General features: G+C 59.9%; 18 protein-coding genes. 11 read left to right on the forward strand and 7 right to left on the reverse strand.

Annotated elements, in window-relative coordinates; translation table 11 throughout:
- The first annotated feature begins 62 nt into the window (after window positions 1-62).
- A complete protein-coding gene (locus tag ACSQ83_RS23095) occupies window positions 63-482 on the forward strand; it encodes an organic hydroperoxide resistance protein (RefSeq protein WP_414950714.1) in 420 nt (139 codons plus the stop codon).
- A gap of 194 nt (window positions 483-676) precedes the next feature.
- Here ACSQ83_RS23095 and ACSQ83_RS23100 read toward each other — a convergent pair whose 3' ends face one another.
- Both ACSQ83_RS23100 and ACSQ83_RS23105 read right to left on the reverse strand, forming a co-directional pair.
- Window positions 677-850: a DUF3563 family protein gene (locus tag ACSQ83_RS23100; RefSeq protein WP_299711284.1), complete on the reverse strand. Its 174-nt coding sequence runs from the start codon at window positions 848-850 to the stop codon at window positions 677-679.
- 132 nt (window positions 851-982) lie between these two features.
- Window positions 983-2131, reverse strand: a complete 1149-nt coding sequence (locus ACSQ83_RS23105; protein ID WP_436229725.1) for an extracellular catalytic domain type 1 short-chain-length polyhydroxyalkanoate depolymerase — start codon at window positions 2129-2131, stop codon at window positions 983-985.
- Window positions 2132-2413: 282 nt separating this feature from the next.
- Between ACSQ83_RS23105 and ACSQ83_RS23110 the strand changes: the two genes are divergently transcribed.
- The 4 genes from ACSQ83_RS23110 to ACSQ83_RS23125 all read left to right on the forward strand — a co-directional run bounded on the left by ACSQ83_RS23110 (window position 2414) and on the right by ACSQ83_RS23125 (window position 5398).
- Window positions 2414-3106: a phosphatase PAP2 family protein gene (locus tag ACSQ83_RS23110; RefSeq protein WP_436229726.1), complete on the forward strand. Its 693-nt coding sequence runs from the start codon at window positions 2414-2416 to the stop codon at window positions 3104-3106.
- A 120-nt stretch (window positions 3107-3226) separates the two neighbouring features.
- On the forward strand, window positions 3227-3967 hold the full coding sequence (gene modA, locus ACSQ83_RS23115) for a molybdate ABC transporter substrate-binding protein (RefSeq protein WP_436229754.1): 741 nt from the start codon (window positions 3227-3229) through the stop codon (window positions 3965-3967).
- A gap of 23 nt (window positions 3968-3990) precedes the next feature.
- Window positions 3991-4665 (forward strand): molybdate ABC transporter permease subunit, encoded by a 675-nt coding sequence (gene modB, locus ACSQ83_RS23120; RefSeq protein ID WP_414950711.1) that lies wholly within the window; start codon window positions 3991-3993, stop codon window positions 4663-4665.
- 10 nt (window positions 4666-4675) lie between these two features.
- Window positions 4676-5398, forward strand: coding sequence for an ATP-binding cassette domain-containing protein (locus ACSQ83_RS23125; protein WP_436229727.1), 723 nt, complete (start codon window positions 4676-4678; stop codon window positions 5396-5398).
- On the opposite strand, the gene ACSQ83_RS23130 is transcribed toward ACSQ83_RS23125, so the two are convergent.
- Together ACSQ83_RS23130 and ACSQ83_RS23135 are read right to left on the reverse strand one after the other, a co-directional pair.
- On the reverse strand, window positions 5361-6203 hold the full coding sequence (locus ACSQ83_RS23130) for a TOBE domain-containing protein (protein ID WP_414950709.1): 843 nt from the start codon (window positions 6201-6203) through the stop codon (window positions 5361-5363). The two genes, ACSQ83_RS23125 and ACSQ83_RS23130, sit on opposite strands and share 38 nt — an antisense overlap.
- 47 nt (window positions 6204-6250) lie before the next feature.
- Window positions 6251-7720: a CHAD domain-containing protein gene (locus tag ACSQ83_RS23135; protein ID WP_436229728.1), complete on the reverse strand. Its 1470-nt coding sequence runs from the start codon at window positions 7718-7720 to the stop codon at window positions 6251-6253.
- A gap of 248 nt (window positions 7721-7968) precedes the next feature.
- Here ACSQ83_RS23135 and ACSQ83_RS23140 point away from each other — a divergent pair, with 248 nt between their 5' ends.
- From ACSQ83_RS23140 to ACSQ83_RS23150, 3 genes are all read left to right on the forward strand, one after another.
- On the forward strand, window positions 7969-9564 hold the full coding sequence (locus tag ACSQ83_RS23140) for an inorganic phosphate transporter (protein ID WP_414950707.1): 1596 nt from the start codon (window positions 7969-7971) through the stop codon (window positions 9562-9564).
- Window positions 9565-9863: 299 nt separating this feature from the next.
- Window positions 9864-10019 (forward strand): DUF3309 family protein, encoded by a 156-nt coding sequence (locus ACSQ83_RS23145; protein ID WP_089160383.1) that lies wholly within the window; start codon window positions 9864-9866, stop codon window positions 10017-10019.
- Window positions 10020-10270: 251 nt separating this feature from the next.
- Entirely contained in the window at window positions 10271-11059 is a 789-nt protein-coding gene (locus ACSQ83_RS23150; RefSeq protein WP_414950706.1) for an SDR family NAD(P)-dependent oxidoreductase, read from the forward strand.
- Between the two features lie 42 nt (window positions 11060-11101).
- Here ACSQ83_RS23150 and ACSQ83_RS23155 read toward each other — a convergent pair whose 3' ends face one another.
- Both ACSQ83_RS23155 and ACSQ83_RS23160 read right to left on the reverse strand, forming a co-directional pair.
- The gene (locus tag ACSQ83_RS23155) at window positions 11102-11464 is read right to left on the reverse strand and encodes a hypothetical protein (protein ID WP_414950705.1); all 363 of its coding nucleotides are present in this window, start codon (window positions 11462-11464) and stop codon (window positions 11102-11104) included.
- A gap of 19 nt (window positions 11465-11483) precedes the next feature.
- The gene (locus tag ACSQ83_RS23160; RefSeq protein ID WP_414950703.1) at window positions 11484-11705 is read right to left on the reverse strand and encodes a hypothetical protein; all 222 of its coding nucleotides are present in this window, start codon (window positions 11703-11705) and stop codon (window positions 11484-11486) included.
- A 222-nt stretch (window positions 11706-11927) separates the two neighbouring features.
- Between ACSQ83_RS23160 and ACSQ83_RS23165 the strand changes: the two genes are divergently transcribed.
- The 3 genes from ACSQ83_RS23165 to ACSQ83_RS23175 all read left to right on the forward strand — a co-directional run bounded on the left by ACSQ83_RS23165 (window position 11928) and on the right by ACSQ83_RS23175 (window position 13499).
- The gene (locus ACSQ83_RS23165) at window positions 11928-12203 is read left to right on the forward strand and encodes a DUF2866 domain-containing protein (RefSeq protein ID WP_414950702.1); all 276 of its coding nucleotides are present in this window, start codon (window positions 11928-11930) and stop codon (window positions 12201-12203) included.
- Between the two features lie 139 nt (window positions 12204-12342).
- Window positions 12343-12765 (forward strand): MbcA/ParS/Xre antitoxin family protein, encoded by a 423-nt coding sequence (locus ACSQ83_RS23170; RefSeq protein WP_414950701.1) that lies wholly within the window; start codon window positions 12343-12345, stop codon window positions 12763-12765.
- 56 nt (window positions 12766-12821) lie between these two features.
- A complete protein-coding gene (locus ACSQ83_RS23175) occupies window positions 12822-13499 on the forward strand; it encodes an RES family NAD+ phosphorylase (protein WP_414968656.1) in 678 nt (225 codons plus the stop codon).
- Between the two features lie 14 nt (window positions 13500-13513).
- On the opposite strand, the gene ACSQ83_RS23180 is transcribed toward ACSQ83_RS23175, so the two are convergent.
- A complete protein-coding gene (locus ACSQ83_RS23180) occupies window positions 13514-14818 on the reverse strand; it encodes a DNA topoisomerase IB (RefSeq protein WP_436229729.1) in 1305 nt (434 codons plus the stop codon).
- Window positions 14819-15110: the final 292 nt, after the last annotated feature.

Here is a 15110-nt window from a genome sequence, read left to right on the forward strand (position 1 = left end):
GTATTTGGATCCTGCAGTACCCTTTCTGCCGCCGAGCGGCAACCATTGAACAGGAGAACATCATGAGCATTCTTTACACAGCAACCGCAACGAGCACGGGTGGCCGCGACGGCCGGGCAGTGTCGTCGGATGAAAACCTGGATGTGAAATTGAGTGCGCCGAAGGCACTGGGCGGCACGGGCGCAGCGGGCACGAACCCGGAACAGCTCTTTGCCGCTGGCTATTCAGCCTGTTTCCTGAGCGCAATGAAGTTTGTCGCCAGCCAGGAAAAGAAGACCATTCCCGCCGATACGACAGTGACCGCCGACGTAGGCGTGGGCCCGAATGACAAAGGCGGTTTCGCGCTGGACGTTGAATTGCGGGTTTCGCTGCCGGGACTGGATGCGGCTGAAGCGCAAAAGCTGGTGGAGACGGCTCACCAAGTGTGCCCGTACTCGAATGCGACACGCAATAACGTCGACGTGCGCGTCAAGCTGGTCTGAGCATCACAGCGTGGGCGCGCGGTTGAGCGACGAAAATCCTCGCGCCTGTCGCTCCAGCAAGCCTACGGCGCATAGCCCAGACGTCCCAGACGCAAAAATGCCGGCCTTGTGGCCGGCGTTTTTTTGCTTCGACAACGCCGTTTTCAGCGTGACGAATCCTGCTTTTCCTTCTACGAACTACGAACTCCGCAGAATTACTGCGCGAGCCACGAAGGATGACGCGAGTTTGCGCGACGATCCAGCTTCTGCATGCGGTATTCAAGGTCGTAAATGTCGCTGGCTTCGGCCAGGTAAGCGTCGTTACGCTCCTTGTCACGCTGGTCAGCGGATTTGGTCAGGAACAGGAAGAGGCGGCTGAGCAGATACATGGTGAACCTCGCTTGAGTGATTAGGGTAAGTACCTAGTGCTTTGAACGAAGTATAGGGTAATCCCTAATCAAATGCTAGTGCTCAAAAAAGAATCACGTTGATACGAAAGACTTTTTTACAACACTTGAGGCCTAGACCAGGGTTTCGTCGCGAACGGCTGATTGCACGCGGCGCTGGTATTTGAAGAATTCCCACAGCATGGCCGATGCGTCCGGCCCTTTGGATGAATGGAACTGCACGGTGTCGTCGCCGCCGCTCCAGGCATGGCCCAACCCACGGACGATGCACGTCTTGATAACCCGCCGCCCGCTTTTGACGTAATCCGTCACCACGCTGTCGGCGTGCGTTTCCTCGCGGCGCTCGCCGTTGCGCCAGGCGCCGTCAGCATCGATGAAACGGTTCAGGCGCAGGAATTCCGTCGTCAATTGCTCAGCGTTCGTCTTCGATACGACCGAATCCAGTTCGCCGTGGATGATGATGGCCGGCATGCCGGGGTAATCGGCGACATCGACGGCAGCGTCGATCAGGCCGACCGGATCGCTACGGCTGCCCCGCCGCATGGCGTCCATTGCGCCGATGGCGGAGCTTGCATCGCCGAAAACCACGCCTGAGTGCAAGCCGACCGCCGCGAACATTGATGGATATTTAACGGCGAGCATGGCTGCCAGCCCCGCACCGGCCGACATACCGGCCAGATAGATGCGTTCGGGGTCGAAATGATGACGCGCGACTGCTTCCCGCACCAGGGAAACGACCGCTGCCGCTTCGCCCCCGCCTGAGTTGGCGGAATTTTCGTACCAATGCCAGCAGCGATGGACGTGCGCCGTCTTCGATTGCTCGGGGTACAGCACGGCGAATCCGAACCGGTCAGCCAGCAAATTAATACGCGTGCCTTGCGCAAACTCTTCAGCCGATTGCTGGCAGCCGTGCATCATCACGACGAGCGGCATGTCCGTGAGGGACGCACCAGTCGGCAGATACAACGCGTACGCCAGATGGTTGACGAACCGGCCGGCCGTTGGGGGGGCCGAATGGAATGATCGGCTCCACTTTCCCGCGGCCCACGCCGAGGCGCGCGGCCTGACCCGCGACTCGCGTGCTACACGCGGTTTGGGTGTAATTTTGGGGGTGATCTTCGGTTTCGCCGCAGCCGGTTTAGCCGCCTTGGCGCGAACAGGCTTCGCCGGAGCGCGCGTTTTCGGCGCTCTGGGCGGAGCGATCTGTGTCGCTACAAGGCGTTTCAAGCCTCGTAGCCAGAGTTTTGTCAGGCTTTTTGGCATGGAATTCGGGTCCGTACACGGAGATGTGGCTCGTCAAACCGGTCGGGAAATCCATCGGGAATGACGAATGTTGTGCAGTGCACAATAGCATTTATTCCGCGACTGTGCGCGCACCACAGAATTTCACATTGCGTCACTTTGTCGTCACTTAGACTGTTGATAGGGTACGTTGCACGAATTTTGCATCGATCCATTGCAATTTATAGTCTCCCTCTAAAAATTTTTAAGGGCCACCCGGCAGGTATACTGTCGGCTTTCTCCCGCTCCGCAGAAACAATCTTCATGCCCGACTTGCCACTTTCGCTTTGGCTCTCCATTACTTCGCTCGGCAGCGTCGGCGTCATGATTCCGCTCGCGCTCGCCGTTGCCGCATGGCTGGCGCTGGGCTATCCATGGCGCTATGCCGCGTGCTGGCTTGCTGTGCTTGGCGGTGCCAGCGTCCTGGTCGCGCTGACGAAGATCGCGTTCATGGGCTGGGGTGTCGGTGTGCGCGACCTGGATTTCACGGGCATCAGCGGTCACGCGATGGTGTCGTCGGCGGTATTGCCGGTGGCGTTGTTCGTCGCGTGTTTACCGGGGCGGCAATGGGTGCGCGCGTTCGGCGTTTCCGTAGGCGTGCTGACTGGAATTGTGGTCGGCATATCGCGGATCTTCCTGAATGCCCATTCAGTGTCCGAGGTAGTGACAGGATGTGGGCTCGGTGCGCTCGCGGCGCTGGTGTTCGTGGTGTTCGCCTGGCGCGCTGAATCCGGCAAGTTGTCGGCGGCGCCGGTTGCGGTGAGCCTTGCGATGGTGGCTATCGTGCTGCACGGGATTTCGGTGCCGACGCAGCGCTGGATCACCGATATCGCCCTGCATTTGTCGGGCCGCGAGCAACCCTATATTCGCGCAAAATGGAAAGCGGGTCGCTATGACAAGCCCGTTGCACGTCCAGCGCATATTGATGTGCGGTTCTCGGGGACGACGGAATCTTAAAGGGGCGTTCGTTCGCGTCGTTGAGCGCGAATGAAGCGGCTATCGTTATAACCCCAAATATATTACGATGCGCTTTCTATTCCCTTCGACCTGTCCATCGTGTTCAATCTCAAACACTCGCTGATCGCTGCTGTCTTCACGTTCACACTGCAATCCACCGCCCACGCCGATGAAATCGTCGTGTCCGCTGCAGCAAGCCTGACCAATGCATTCAAAGCCATCGGCGACGCCTACGAGAAACAGCATCCCGGCACGAAAGTCCTGATGAACTTCGGCGCCTCCGACGTGTTGATGCAGCAAATCGTGAAAGGCGCGCCTGCCGATGTGTTCGCGTCCGCCGATCAAAAGGCCATGGACAAGGCTATCGACGAAAAGGTCATCGCCACTGAATCGCGCCGCGATTTTGCCGCCAACTCGCTCGTGCTGATCGTTCCGAAAGACAGCACGTTTGCGCCCGCCAGCGTGAAAGACCTCACGGCCGCCAGCGTGAAACGCGTGGCTTACGGCGATCCGGCATCGGTACCGGTCGGCCGCTATACCGAAGGCGCGCTCAAGCAAGCCGGTGTATGGGATGCGGTCAGCGCCAAGGGCGTGCTTGCGGCCAACGTGCGCCAAAGCCTGGACTACGTGGCGCGCGGCGAAGTGGACGCCGGCTTCGTATTCAGCACCGACGCCGCCGTGATGCCGGATCGCGTGAAAGTGGCGCTGAGCGTGCCGACGCAAACATCGATTACCTACCCGATCGCCCAGGTTGCTCAGAGCAAACACGCCGTCGATGCCCAGCAGTTCATCGCGTATGTGTTGTCGCCGGACGGCCAGAAGACGCTCGCGCAATTCGGCTTTAAACCGCCAGTGAAATAACGCGGCTCTATCAAACTTAGACTATGGACCAGGCGTGGATTCCGTTGCTGTTGTCGCTGAAAGTAGCGGGATGGGCGACGGCAATCGATGTCGTGCTCGGCGTTGCGGTGGCATTCGGCTTGTCGCGCTGGCGTTCGTCGGCGCGTGAGCTTGTCGACTCCTTGCTGACGCTGCCGCTGGTCATGCCGCCCACTGTCCTCGGCTATTACCTGCTTGTATTACTCGGCCGGCGCGGCGTGATCGGCGCATGGCTCGACAAGTTCGACATCCAGCTGGTGTTCACATGGCAAGGCGCGGTGATCGCGTCCGCCGTGGTCGCATTTCCCCTCGTGCTGAAGTCGGCGCGAACCGCATTTGAAACCGTCGATCCGCAGTTTGAACGCGCGGCACGCACGCTCGGCGTCAGCGAAACCGCCGTGTTCTTTCGCGTGACGCTGCCGCTTGCCGCGCGCGGCATTCTGGCTGGTGCATTGCTAGCGTTTGCGCGGGCGCTGGGGGAGTTTGGCGCCACGCTGATGATCGCCGGAAACCTGCCGGGCAGGACGCAGACGCTCTCGGTCGCCGTCTATGCCGCCGTCCAAGCGGGTGACGACAGCACCGCTAACATCCTCGTGATCGTCACCTCGGTTACGTGCGTGGTCATCCTGCTCGCAGCTGGCCGGCTGCTGCCGCAGCGCTCCACGGCATCGGTACGTTAGACACACATCAATGACCGCCCTGACCGTCCGCCTGCGCAAGCACTTCATCACGCCCGAGCGCGATTTCATGCTCGATATCGCGTTTCGTTCGACCAGTCAGCGCATCGTGCTGTTCGGGCCGTCGGGCGCAGGGAAAAGCCTGACACTGCAAACCATCGCCGGGTTGATCACGCCGGACGAAGGCGAAATTATCCTGAATGGAACCACGCTGCTCGATACCGCCAATGCGATCGACCTTAGCCCGCAAGCGCGCAGGATTGCGTATCTCTTTCAAGACTACGCGTTGTTCCCGCACCTGAATGTGCGCCAGAACATTGCCTTTGGCTTGAAGCGCGGCTGGTGGAATCCATCGAAGCACGTTGTTCACGCCGATGTGGACTACTGGCTGAACGCGTTCGACCTGATGCAGGTTGCGCGGCAGTTTCCGGCGCAGTTATCGGGCGGACAAAAGCAACGTGTTGCGCTGGCGCGTGCATTGGTCCCGCATCCGCAATTGCTTTTGCTCGATGAGCCCTTTTCAGCGCTCGACATGACCCTGCGCCAGCGCATGCGCCAAGAGCTGGCCGACCTTCAAAGCCGCCTGGATATTCCCATGGTGCTTATCACGCACGATCCCGACGACGTCGCCATGTTCGGCGATCAGGTCGTGAGTTTGCGCGAAGGCATCGTGCGACCGGACGATGCGCTCAACACCCTCAGTCCGTCACGCCAAGAATCACGCTCGACGCCTTGAACGCAGCGATAGCGGCCTGACCTTGCACCAGGCCGAGCGTTGCGACGCTCTCGTTGGTGATGATGGCCGTGACCGTGGTAGCGTCGTCCAGCGCCAGCGATACTTCCGCATTCACCGCGCCCGGCGTCACGCTCGACACCTTGCCGCGCAACTGGTTTCGCGCCGAAATCCGCATGGGTTCGGAAGACCCTTCGGCGTCATCGACCATCAGCATGACCCATGACGCCTTCACGAGCGCGAACGCTTCAACACCCTCCTTGAGACCAAGCGACGCGGTGCTTTCGTGCGTGACGACGGCGACTATCGACTGGCCGCCGGACAACCTGAGGTCCACTTCGTCATTGACGGAACCGCGCGTGACTTTGCTGACCGTGCCGAACAGCTGGTTGCGTGCGCTTGTCTTCATGCCGATTCGTCCAATAAGCCGCCAATCCTGCGCGAAGCCTTCAATTGCCGCGCCCGCGCGTTCCAGAAACGCCCGATGCTCCCGTTCGATCACCCGATAGGTATCGATCAGTCTCAGCGCTTTCGGCGTCAACGTGGTTCCCCCGCCGCCCTTGCCGCCCGTGGCACGCACGACGAGCGTGGTGCCGGCGAGGTTGTTCATGGTGTCGATGGCATCCCACGCCGCCTTGTAACTCATGCCGACCGCCTTCGCCGCGCCCGTGATCGAACCGGTCTGCTGGATGGCCGCGAGCAACGCGATGCGCGCCGCGCCGCCGAGCGTGGCGTCGCCGCTTTGAAACCAGACTGAACCGGCCACTTCGATGGGATCGTGCGGTGTACTACTGGATTCGTCGATCATGGGGCAGAGTGGTATGGATGTGCGGTTATTGTATCGATGCAATTCAGTTACTTGATGCGCGGCGGCTTTATCTTGCGCAGGATGCGCTCGCCTTCCGTTGCGCTCATCCGTTGCGCATTGACGGCAAAGCCCTTTGCCAAACCCTTTTGGAATTCCCCGGCCTCTTTCAGATCGGCGAGGCGCCGAGCAGCGACGGCGGCGTCGTTGCCTTCACCCAGGACGCTCTGCAGATTCCCCAACGCGTCTTCCACTTGCTTGCGGGTTTTGCGGGTCAGCATCGAGCGAAAAAACTCGAGCGCGTAACGTAAGCGCTTGGCGTGAATGCGCACTTTGTGGCGCTTCGCGGCATCGAGCGTGGTGAGATCGGGAGCCCGTTCGATCTTCCGATAATGCTTCGTGATGCGCTTCTGCGCATATTCGGCGAGCGATTGGTCCGTATGGTTCGGGGGCGGTGCGAGCGTGCCGAACCACTCGACATACGACAGCGCGAGCCGAGCGTATCGCGGGGAATTCATCGCTTCCTGCAGACGCCGGCGGGCATCGGTGCGATTGTTATCGGCTGCCTTTTGTGTCGGCTTCCATGCGGCCTTGCGATGCGGATCATCGGACGCAGCGTAAGCGGGCAGCGTGGTGTCGGTGAAGACGTCCCAGTCGCGGGCATCGCCCAGCAGGTCGCCGAACCATTTCAGGTCGGGCGCGATTCCGGTATTCCATGCATCGTCGATCCAGTCAGGGAAAAGCTTGAGCGCCGTCTTCAAGCGGCGCTGGGCCACGCGCAGCTGATGCACATGTTCGACCTCGAGGCCCGCGCGCGAAGCGGCATCGTTGCCGAACCAGTGCGCTGCGACCGACTTGCCGATCGCGACGAACGCATCCGTCGGAATCGCGTCTTTCGGCAGCTTCAGCTTGGCGGCCTTGACCGGCTCGCGCGACGTGTTGCTGACGGCGACGGGCACGATCAGGAAAGGCAGCGTCTCCACAATCTCATGCGCGGCCGCGAGCAACGCTTTGCGTTCGTCAGGAGCAGCCGTGAGGGTCAGGGTTGCCGGCTGATGATCTGTATCGAGCCGCAGCGTGGCGCGCACGTGAACGCCGGTATCCATCTCGCCGGGCGTGTCCCACTGCACGACCGCAGTCTCTGTAGCTTCGCTCAATGTGAAACCGGCATTGCCGATAAGGGTCTTCAAGTCACTCAGCGAGGCTTCAGACTTGATCCAGCCATGCAGCGTGTCGAAGGGCCCTGCTTCGGTTTCAATCCGCCGGATCAGCGGCCATTCCTGATGCATTGCCACGAACACCCGATGGTCATCGTGCGTCTCGATCCCGATCTCCCAATCGGCCAGCTTTGAAGTCACGTTCGAACCCAAATGATCCAAACCCGTCCCGGCTTTTTGCGACCGCAGCAAAAAATCCATGCGATGCGCCGTGGCGAATCGACCCAATCGCGCCAGCACTTCGTCCGGCGGACCATTCAGCGCATCCAGGGAAACCATCCTTAACTCGACGAGTTGCAACATAACTTCCTCATCATGATCGAGCGTGTTTATTGGGCAGCAAGTCGCAGACCGCTAATTCAAATCAGACGAATTTCAATCCTTTCAGGTGTCATCAAAACGCCATAAACCGTGTGCAAACATGGTCGACGTCATCGCCAGAAGCAACGCCTTTCAGTGTTTCGCCTTTCAGAGCGGCTTTAAGCCTGAATCCCCTTAAGCCCGAATCCCCTTACGTAACACGCTCAGCCTCTAAGCTCAAAGGACGTTCCATGCCTGACTTGACTCTTCCCGATAGTAACGACAGCAACGGGCCCCGCTCGCTCGGACGCCGGCTGAGCATGCCGATATTCCTCGTCGTGATTGGCGTGGGCATTATCTATTGCGTGACGCACCTGATGCACGACCTGGAGTCGGTCCAGCAGTCTTCAATACTGCCTTACGTCCTGCTCGGCGTTGCATTGATGATCGCGCTCGGATTCGAATTCGTAAATGGTTTCCACGATACGGCAAATGCCGTCGCCACCGTCATCTATACGCATTCGCTCGCGCCGAACCTCGCGGTCGTCTGGTCGGGCATGTGGAATTTTCTCGGCGTGCTGGTTTCCAGCGGCGCGGTGGCCTTCGGCATCCTGCAACTGCTGCCGGTGGAACTGATCCTGGGCGTGGGGACATCGCAGGGTTTCGCGATGGTCTTCGCGCTGCTGATCGCCGCGATCATCTGGAATCTCGGTACCTGGGCGCTCGGCATTCCTTCATCGAGCTCGCATACGTTGATTGGCTCGGTGATCGGCGTCGGCTTGATGAACCAGATGATGCACGGCCCGTCGGGGACATCGGGCGTCGACTGGGGCCAGGCTCTTGCAGTGGGCAAATCGCTGCTGTTCTCGCCGCTGGTCGGTTTCATCCTGGCAGGCTTGCTGCTCTATGTGATGAAGCTCGTGGTACGCGTTCCCGCGCTCTATAAAGAGCCGAAGAAAAATACGCCGCCGCCGTTCTGGATTCGCTGCCTGCTGATCCTGACCTGCACGGGCGTATCGTTCGCGCACGGTTCCAATGACGGCCAGAAAGGCATGGGCCTCATCATGCTGATCCTGATCGGCACCGTGCCGACCGCCTACGCGCTGAACAAGGCCGTTACGCCGGCCGAGACGCAAACCTTCCTGTCGGTCGGCCATCACGCGTCCGAAGTGCTCGGCAAATACACCAACGGCGCCGCACCGGTTGCCGATCCGCGCGCAACGGTTCAGCACTACGTACAAACCAAGAAGGTCGAGCCGGACACCGTAGTCGCGCTCCAGCAGCTCACCGATATCATCGATGGACAAGTTGGCCCTTCAGCATCGATGGCAGCCGTGCCGCAAAACATCGTGAATAACGTGCGTAACAACATGTACGTGACGTCCGAAGCGCTGCGTCTGATGGACAAGCAAAACGCACCCGCTTTCGCCGCCGATGACGCCGCCGTGCTCAAGAACTTCAAAGGCCAGCTCGATCACTCAACCAAGTTCATTCCGACGTGGGTGAAAGTGGCCGTGGCGGTAGCGCTCGGCTTGGGCACCATGGTCGGCTGGAAGCGGATCGTGGTGACGGTCGGCGAACGGATCGGCAAGACCCATCTGACGTACGGACAAGGGGCGTCGGCGGAACTGGTCGCGATGTTGACCATTGGCGCAGCCGACGTCTACGGCTTGCCGGTCAGTACGACCCATGTGCTGTCCTCGGGCGTGGCGGGGACCATGGCGGCGAACGGTTCAGGGCTGCAATGGCGCACCGTGCGCAGCCTCGCGCTTGCCTGGATCCTGACCTTGCCTGTTTCGATCGCCCTTGCTGCGGGATTGTTCTGGGTGTTCCGCGGGCTGTTCTGATCGTCCGCTGAGTTTCTTGCACGTTGCAGCACGTCAGAGCGCGAGCGGTTTTTCAAATCGCTCGCGCGTTTGCAGAATTTGCCGATAGCCGGCGGTTGTTTGTCCCTTCTCCGGCCGCCCTCCTCAATCCACTGATCTTTGCCGTCAGGCACACCGCTTGCTCTATCTAAGCGGCAATCGCGAGGGTATTTGGTGCTGCGGGACACGCAAGCTGAGGCAAACCGCCAATACTCACGCCGCATCACGCGCGGCATCGCCATTCACTCTTCAGCAGACTTTAATAAATAAGGAGAAGTGGAATGATCGGAACAATCTTGCTTGTCGTGTTGATCTTGCTGCTGCTAGGCGCTTTCCCCTCATGGCCGCACAGCCGTAGTTGGGGATACGGCCCAAGCGGAATTTTGGGCGTGGTCGTGATTATCGTGATCGTGCTGCTGCTTATGGGACGAATCTAGCGTTAAGTTGATCGGCGTGTCAGCTGCTTGGCCGTGCAGTCATGCGCTGACTTAACACCGACGGCGCCTTAGTCAAAGCGGGCCCTAGCCAGCATGCCGGGAACCGCTGCGTTATTGCCCGCCTAGGGAACGCTGCTAAAAAGAACGCCTGCCTGAGGGAGAACATCCCTGATGGCAGGCGGTTTTTATTGGCTTTTCATTGAGTGGTTTTGACCGCTCTTCGACAACCGCTAATCCAGGAGTACACATTCATGGATCTCCATCTTGAAGGCAAACTCGCGCTTGTTTCGGGATCGACGAAAGGCATCGGCCTGGCCATTGCCACCGGACTGGCGCGTGAAGGCGCGCACGTAATCGTGAACGGGCGCAAGCAAGCGTCTGTTGATGAAGCCCTGCAAAAGCTGCGAGCCGAGGTGCCGGATGCAAACGTGGAAGGCTTTGCCGGCGATCTCTCCGATGCCAGCCAGATCGATGCGCTGGTCGCGCGCTATCCGGCTGTGGATGTGCTGGTGAACAACCTGGGCATCTTCGATCCAAAGCCGTTCGAGGACATTCCGGACGACGAATGGTCGCGTTTCTTCGATACCAACGTGATGTCGGGCGTACGCCTGGCGCGTGCTTATCTGCCGAAGATGAAAGCGAAGAACTGGGGCCGAGTGGTGTTTATCAGCAGCGAAAGCGGTATTCAGATTCCCGTCGAGATGATCCATTACGGCGTGACGAAAACAGCGCAGTTGGGATTGTCGCGTGGGCTCGCCGAACACTGCGCAGGCACGGGCGTGACGGTGAACGCGGTGTTACCCGGTCCGACGCATTCCGATGGTCTCGATGAAATGGCCACGAAGGGCATGGGCGACAAGTCGTTCGCGGAATTCGAGAAAGGCTTCTTCGAAACGGCACGCCCGAGTTCACTGCTCAAGCGTTTTGCCACGACGGAGGAGGTAGCAAATATGGTGGTGTACGTGTGCTCGGAAGCGTCTTCGGCCACGAATGGCGCCGCGCTGCGAGTGGACGGCGGAGTCGTGCGGTCGGCTTTTTAGAACGTGGGTTGCCGCGCTAGGTCAGCATGCTAAAACGCAAGATCACACGCGCAAGACACGTCCATCCGGCCCGATCAGCGGCGGCAGGCGCGGCGTTGAGTCCGTGCCTTTGGGCGCCGTTTTCGCATGGCCCGGCATTGCCGGAGCGGGCGAAAGTGCAGGTGGCGCGAGGTTGGTTTTATCGGCGACTTGCTTGACGGCCGGGCCGCTCTTGCGCTTTTTCTTTGCCTGCGCCGTCAGCACGCCGCGCGGTTTGGCCTTCGATTTATGCATCTGCGCTTCGGGCGGATTCCAGACTTCGACGTATCGCTCAGCCGCTGCCGCGGCGAGCGGGCCCAAACCCATGAATCCGGCGAGGATCGCAAGCACGACGTTCGAAGAAAGAATGGATAAAGCAGATCTCACAACAAGTGCTCCAGAGTATTCAGTGTCCAACAGCGCGCGAAAGTATTGCGTCCAGCGAGCGCTGCGATGTGTCCAGTTCAAGCAACGCGCTGTCCAGTCGTTGCAGCGCCAATGCGACCGTACGGCCGCCCGCGCCCAGTTCAGGTTCGCTGCGCGTGGCGTCAAAAGCGGCCGATACCGCGCGCGTAGCCTGCACGTAACGCGCGAGTGCGGCGGCTTCAGCAGAAGAATGGCTGTTCATGTTTCTCGTCCATGCAAAAGCACTAACCTGTGCACTAAGCTGTATGAATATACAGTAATGCCGCGCGACGGAAAAGCATTCGTGCGGGAATCAGCAGTGTGCACGTAAACCCGTCTGGTTTTAAGTTGCACTTAATTGTCGGAGGGCACATTACAAACGCGAGCTTTTATCGCCGCCATCAAGGGCGGCTTCTATTCAGGGCTTTCACCGCGAGGACACGTCATGGCCGCCAGTGCATCGTTTCAGAACATCAAGTCCACGATGAAAACCGACCACTCCCTGCCGCTGCACGAATGTCGCCTTTCCGAGGCGGTGGAAAGGCCGTGGGGCAAGCCGTATCGAATGGTCGAGTGGGCGCGCAAGAGCGATCCGTGCAGTCAATTGAGTGTCGTGCCCGCAGAGTTCACGACCTCCGAGATTGCAGAAGTATTGCGCGCGCATGTGTCGGGGCGGCGCTACGGTCCCACGGATTCCGACGCGTCCGTGCAGCAAGAGTAAAACTAATCAGCGGGCGCGGCGGTTTCCAGCGCCGCTGCGCATCACACGAACAACGTTACGCGGCGCGGGTTGCAGTTAAAACTTGATAAAGTCCACAAATGGATTAATATACGAATCAAGTTCTTAATGAGACTTTTCCATGCCCCGCGCCCAACGCGTTCCGCGACCCGTTCCGCCGCCACACCCTTCCATTGCAGACATGTCCGCGGCGGGCTTGCGTGCATTTTTCAATATCGCTCGCGACTGGGCGCTGTCGGCCGATGAGCAGATCGTCCTGCTCGGCTCTCCCGGGCGATCCACCTTCTTCAAATGGAAACAGACACCGCAAACGGCGCGTCTTGGGCGTGACACGCTTGAGCGGCTTTCGCTTATTCTCGGCATCTATAAGGCGTTGCAGATCTTGTTGCCGCAAGCCGAAGCCGCGGACGGCTGGATCAAGCGCGCGAATACCGCGCCGCCGTTTGGCGGACGGCGCGCGCTTGACCGCATGCTCGCGGGCAACGTGAGCGATCTCGTGGCAGTTCGCCAATATCTCGATGCGATGCGGGGCGGTTGGGCGTGAGCGACCTATCCAATCTTCCGCAAGCTGAAAACGACTGGCACGCTGACTGGCCGCATATCGACCTCAAGTGGTCGCCGGCCTACCGCGTGATTCCCACGCGTTTTCCTGCCGTGAACCTGTTCGACCGCGTGGCGTCGCCGCAGGATTTCGATGCCCTCTACGCGCTCGAAGCCATGACCAATGACCGCTTGCGCACGGAAGTGGGCGACCTGGATCTGGTGCCGCTTGCCGAGCGACAGTTTGGCGCCGGTTACGGCCCGATCATGGCGGCTTTTACGCACCTGAATCCAAACGGCAGCCGTTTCTCCGATGGCAGCTACGGCGTGTTTTATTGCGCGCGCGACCGGCGTACGGCGATCGAGGAGACGCGTTATCACTCGGCGCTGTTTCTCGCGGATACAAAACAAGCGCCGCTGCGTCAGCAGATGCGGCTTTACACGGTGCTGGCGCAAGGCGGTGTCATCGATTTATGCAAGGGCCGGCTGGAACAAGCCGCGCTCGATCCCGCCATTCTTTCGCCATCCAGTTACGTCGCGGGTCAGGCGTTGGGACGGGCTGCGCGGGAAGCGGGTGCGCCGGGAATCGCGTATCCGTCGGTGAGGGATCACGGCGGTGAATGCCTCGCCGCTTTCCGCACTACTCTGCTACGCGATTGCCATCACGCGGCTTATCTGGAGTACGAATGGAACGGCGAGACCGTCACCAACGTCTTCGAGATGAGCAAGGTCGGATAGTTTGGTCCGAGCATTTAGCTGATGACCACAGCGGTCGACGACCGCACACGCGCAATTTTCTTCGTCGCGGGGCGCGCGGCCGTCGATGCAGCTTTCGGCGCGGCCGCCTTGGACACCGCCGCCAGCGCCTCGGTCGCGACATCTTTCGACGAATGCTTCAGCGCCGCCGCCTTCGCCTTTTGACTGGACTTCGCGAGCAGTCGCGCGAGCCGAGGATCAGCTCCGTTAGCCGGATGCTTGCGGCCTCGCGCTGCTTCGCGAGCGCGGCGCTTCGCGTCTTTTTCCAGAAAAATCGCGAGCATGGCTTCATCGGATTTCAGGCCGGAACGACGCGAGGGCGGGAGTTCATCGGCCAGTTCGCCGGCTTCGAAAGCTTCGATGACCGCTGGGTGGACATAACATTTGCGGCATACGGCCGGCGTATTGCGCAATATCTTCGATACCTCCTTGATCGTGCCGACCACATGCTTGCGAGCTTCGGTCACGGTTTCCCACGCCAGCTTGCGCAGCGCGGCCAGCGCGAACACGCTGCCGGCCCATGTCCGGTAGTCCTTTGCGGTGAAGTCGGCGCCGGTGATGTCGTGGAGGTAGTCGTTGATATCGGAGGAGCTGACGGTGTGGCGATCTCCGTTTGCGTCGAGGTACTGGAACAGGTCGTGGCCGGGAAGGTCCATGCAGCGTTTTATGATCCTGGCGATGCGTGGGTCGCTCACCGAGACATCGTGTTCGATCCCGCTTTTGCCGCGAAACTGGAAGCGCAGCGTGCCGGATTTGACGCTCAGGTGTTTTTTGCGCAGGGTGGTGAGTCCGTACGACTTATTGTCGCGAGCGTATTCTTCGCTGCCTACGCGAATCAGTGTGGTGTCGAGGAGCCTGACAACGGTGGCCAAGACCTTGTCGCGGGGCATGCCTTCGAGTTCGAGGTCCCGGGTGACGCGTGCGCGCAGTTTCGGCAATACCGCGCTGAACGCCAGCATCCGTTCGTACTTGGTGGCGTCGCGGGTTTCGCGCCAGTGCGGGTGATAGCGATATTGCTTGCGGCCACGGGCATCGCGGCCGGTGGCTTGCAGGTGGCCGTGTGAATCAGGGCAGATCCAGACGTTGGTGTAAGCGGGAGGGATCGCGAGTGCGTTGATGCGTTTGATGTCGGCATCGTCGGAGAGGCGGTTGCCCTGGGTGTTGAAATAGACGAAAGCGCCGTTTTTCCATTCGCGCGTGTAGCCGGGGCGGGAATCGTCGACGTAGCGAAGACCTGGAGGCAGGTCTTCTGGGCAGCCTTTGATCTCGCTTTGCGGTTGTTGGTCAAGGGGTGCTGTCACTGCGTGCCTCGCTTTGGTCTCGCTCAATTGGACTTGTTTCAAGCAATGTCCATTCCAGAGGCCGTCGTTCGCACTTGGGGTTGGTTAGGGTTGGTCTTGGGGTTGCACGGGTTCTTGCGTTAGCGGTCTCGTTCATTGCCGGGTTGCACGGGTTCTGCGTTAGCAGTCTGAGTCATTGCCGGGTTGCTGCTTTCCAGGTCTTCGCGCGTTTTATTCTGGCTGATTTCTTTATCACTATTAGCCACTGCGCGTGGCGGCGCGTCATTTCTTTGTCCAAAGCGACAAAGAAACG

It is taken from the genome of Caballeronia sp. LjRoot29, assembly GCF_964252755.1.
GTDB lineage: Bacteria > Pseudomonadota > Gammaproteobacteria > Burkholderiales > Burkholderiaceae > Caballeronia.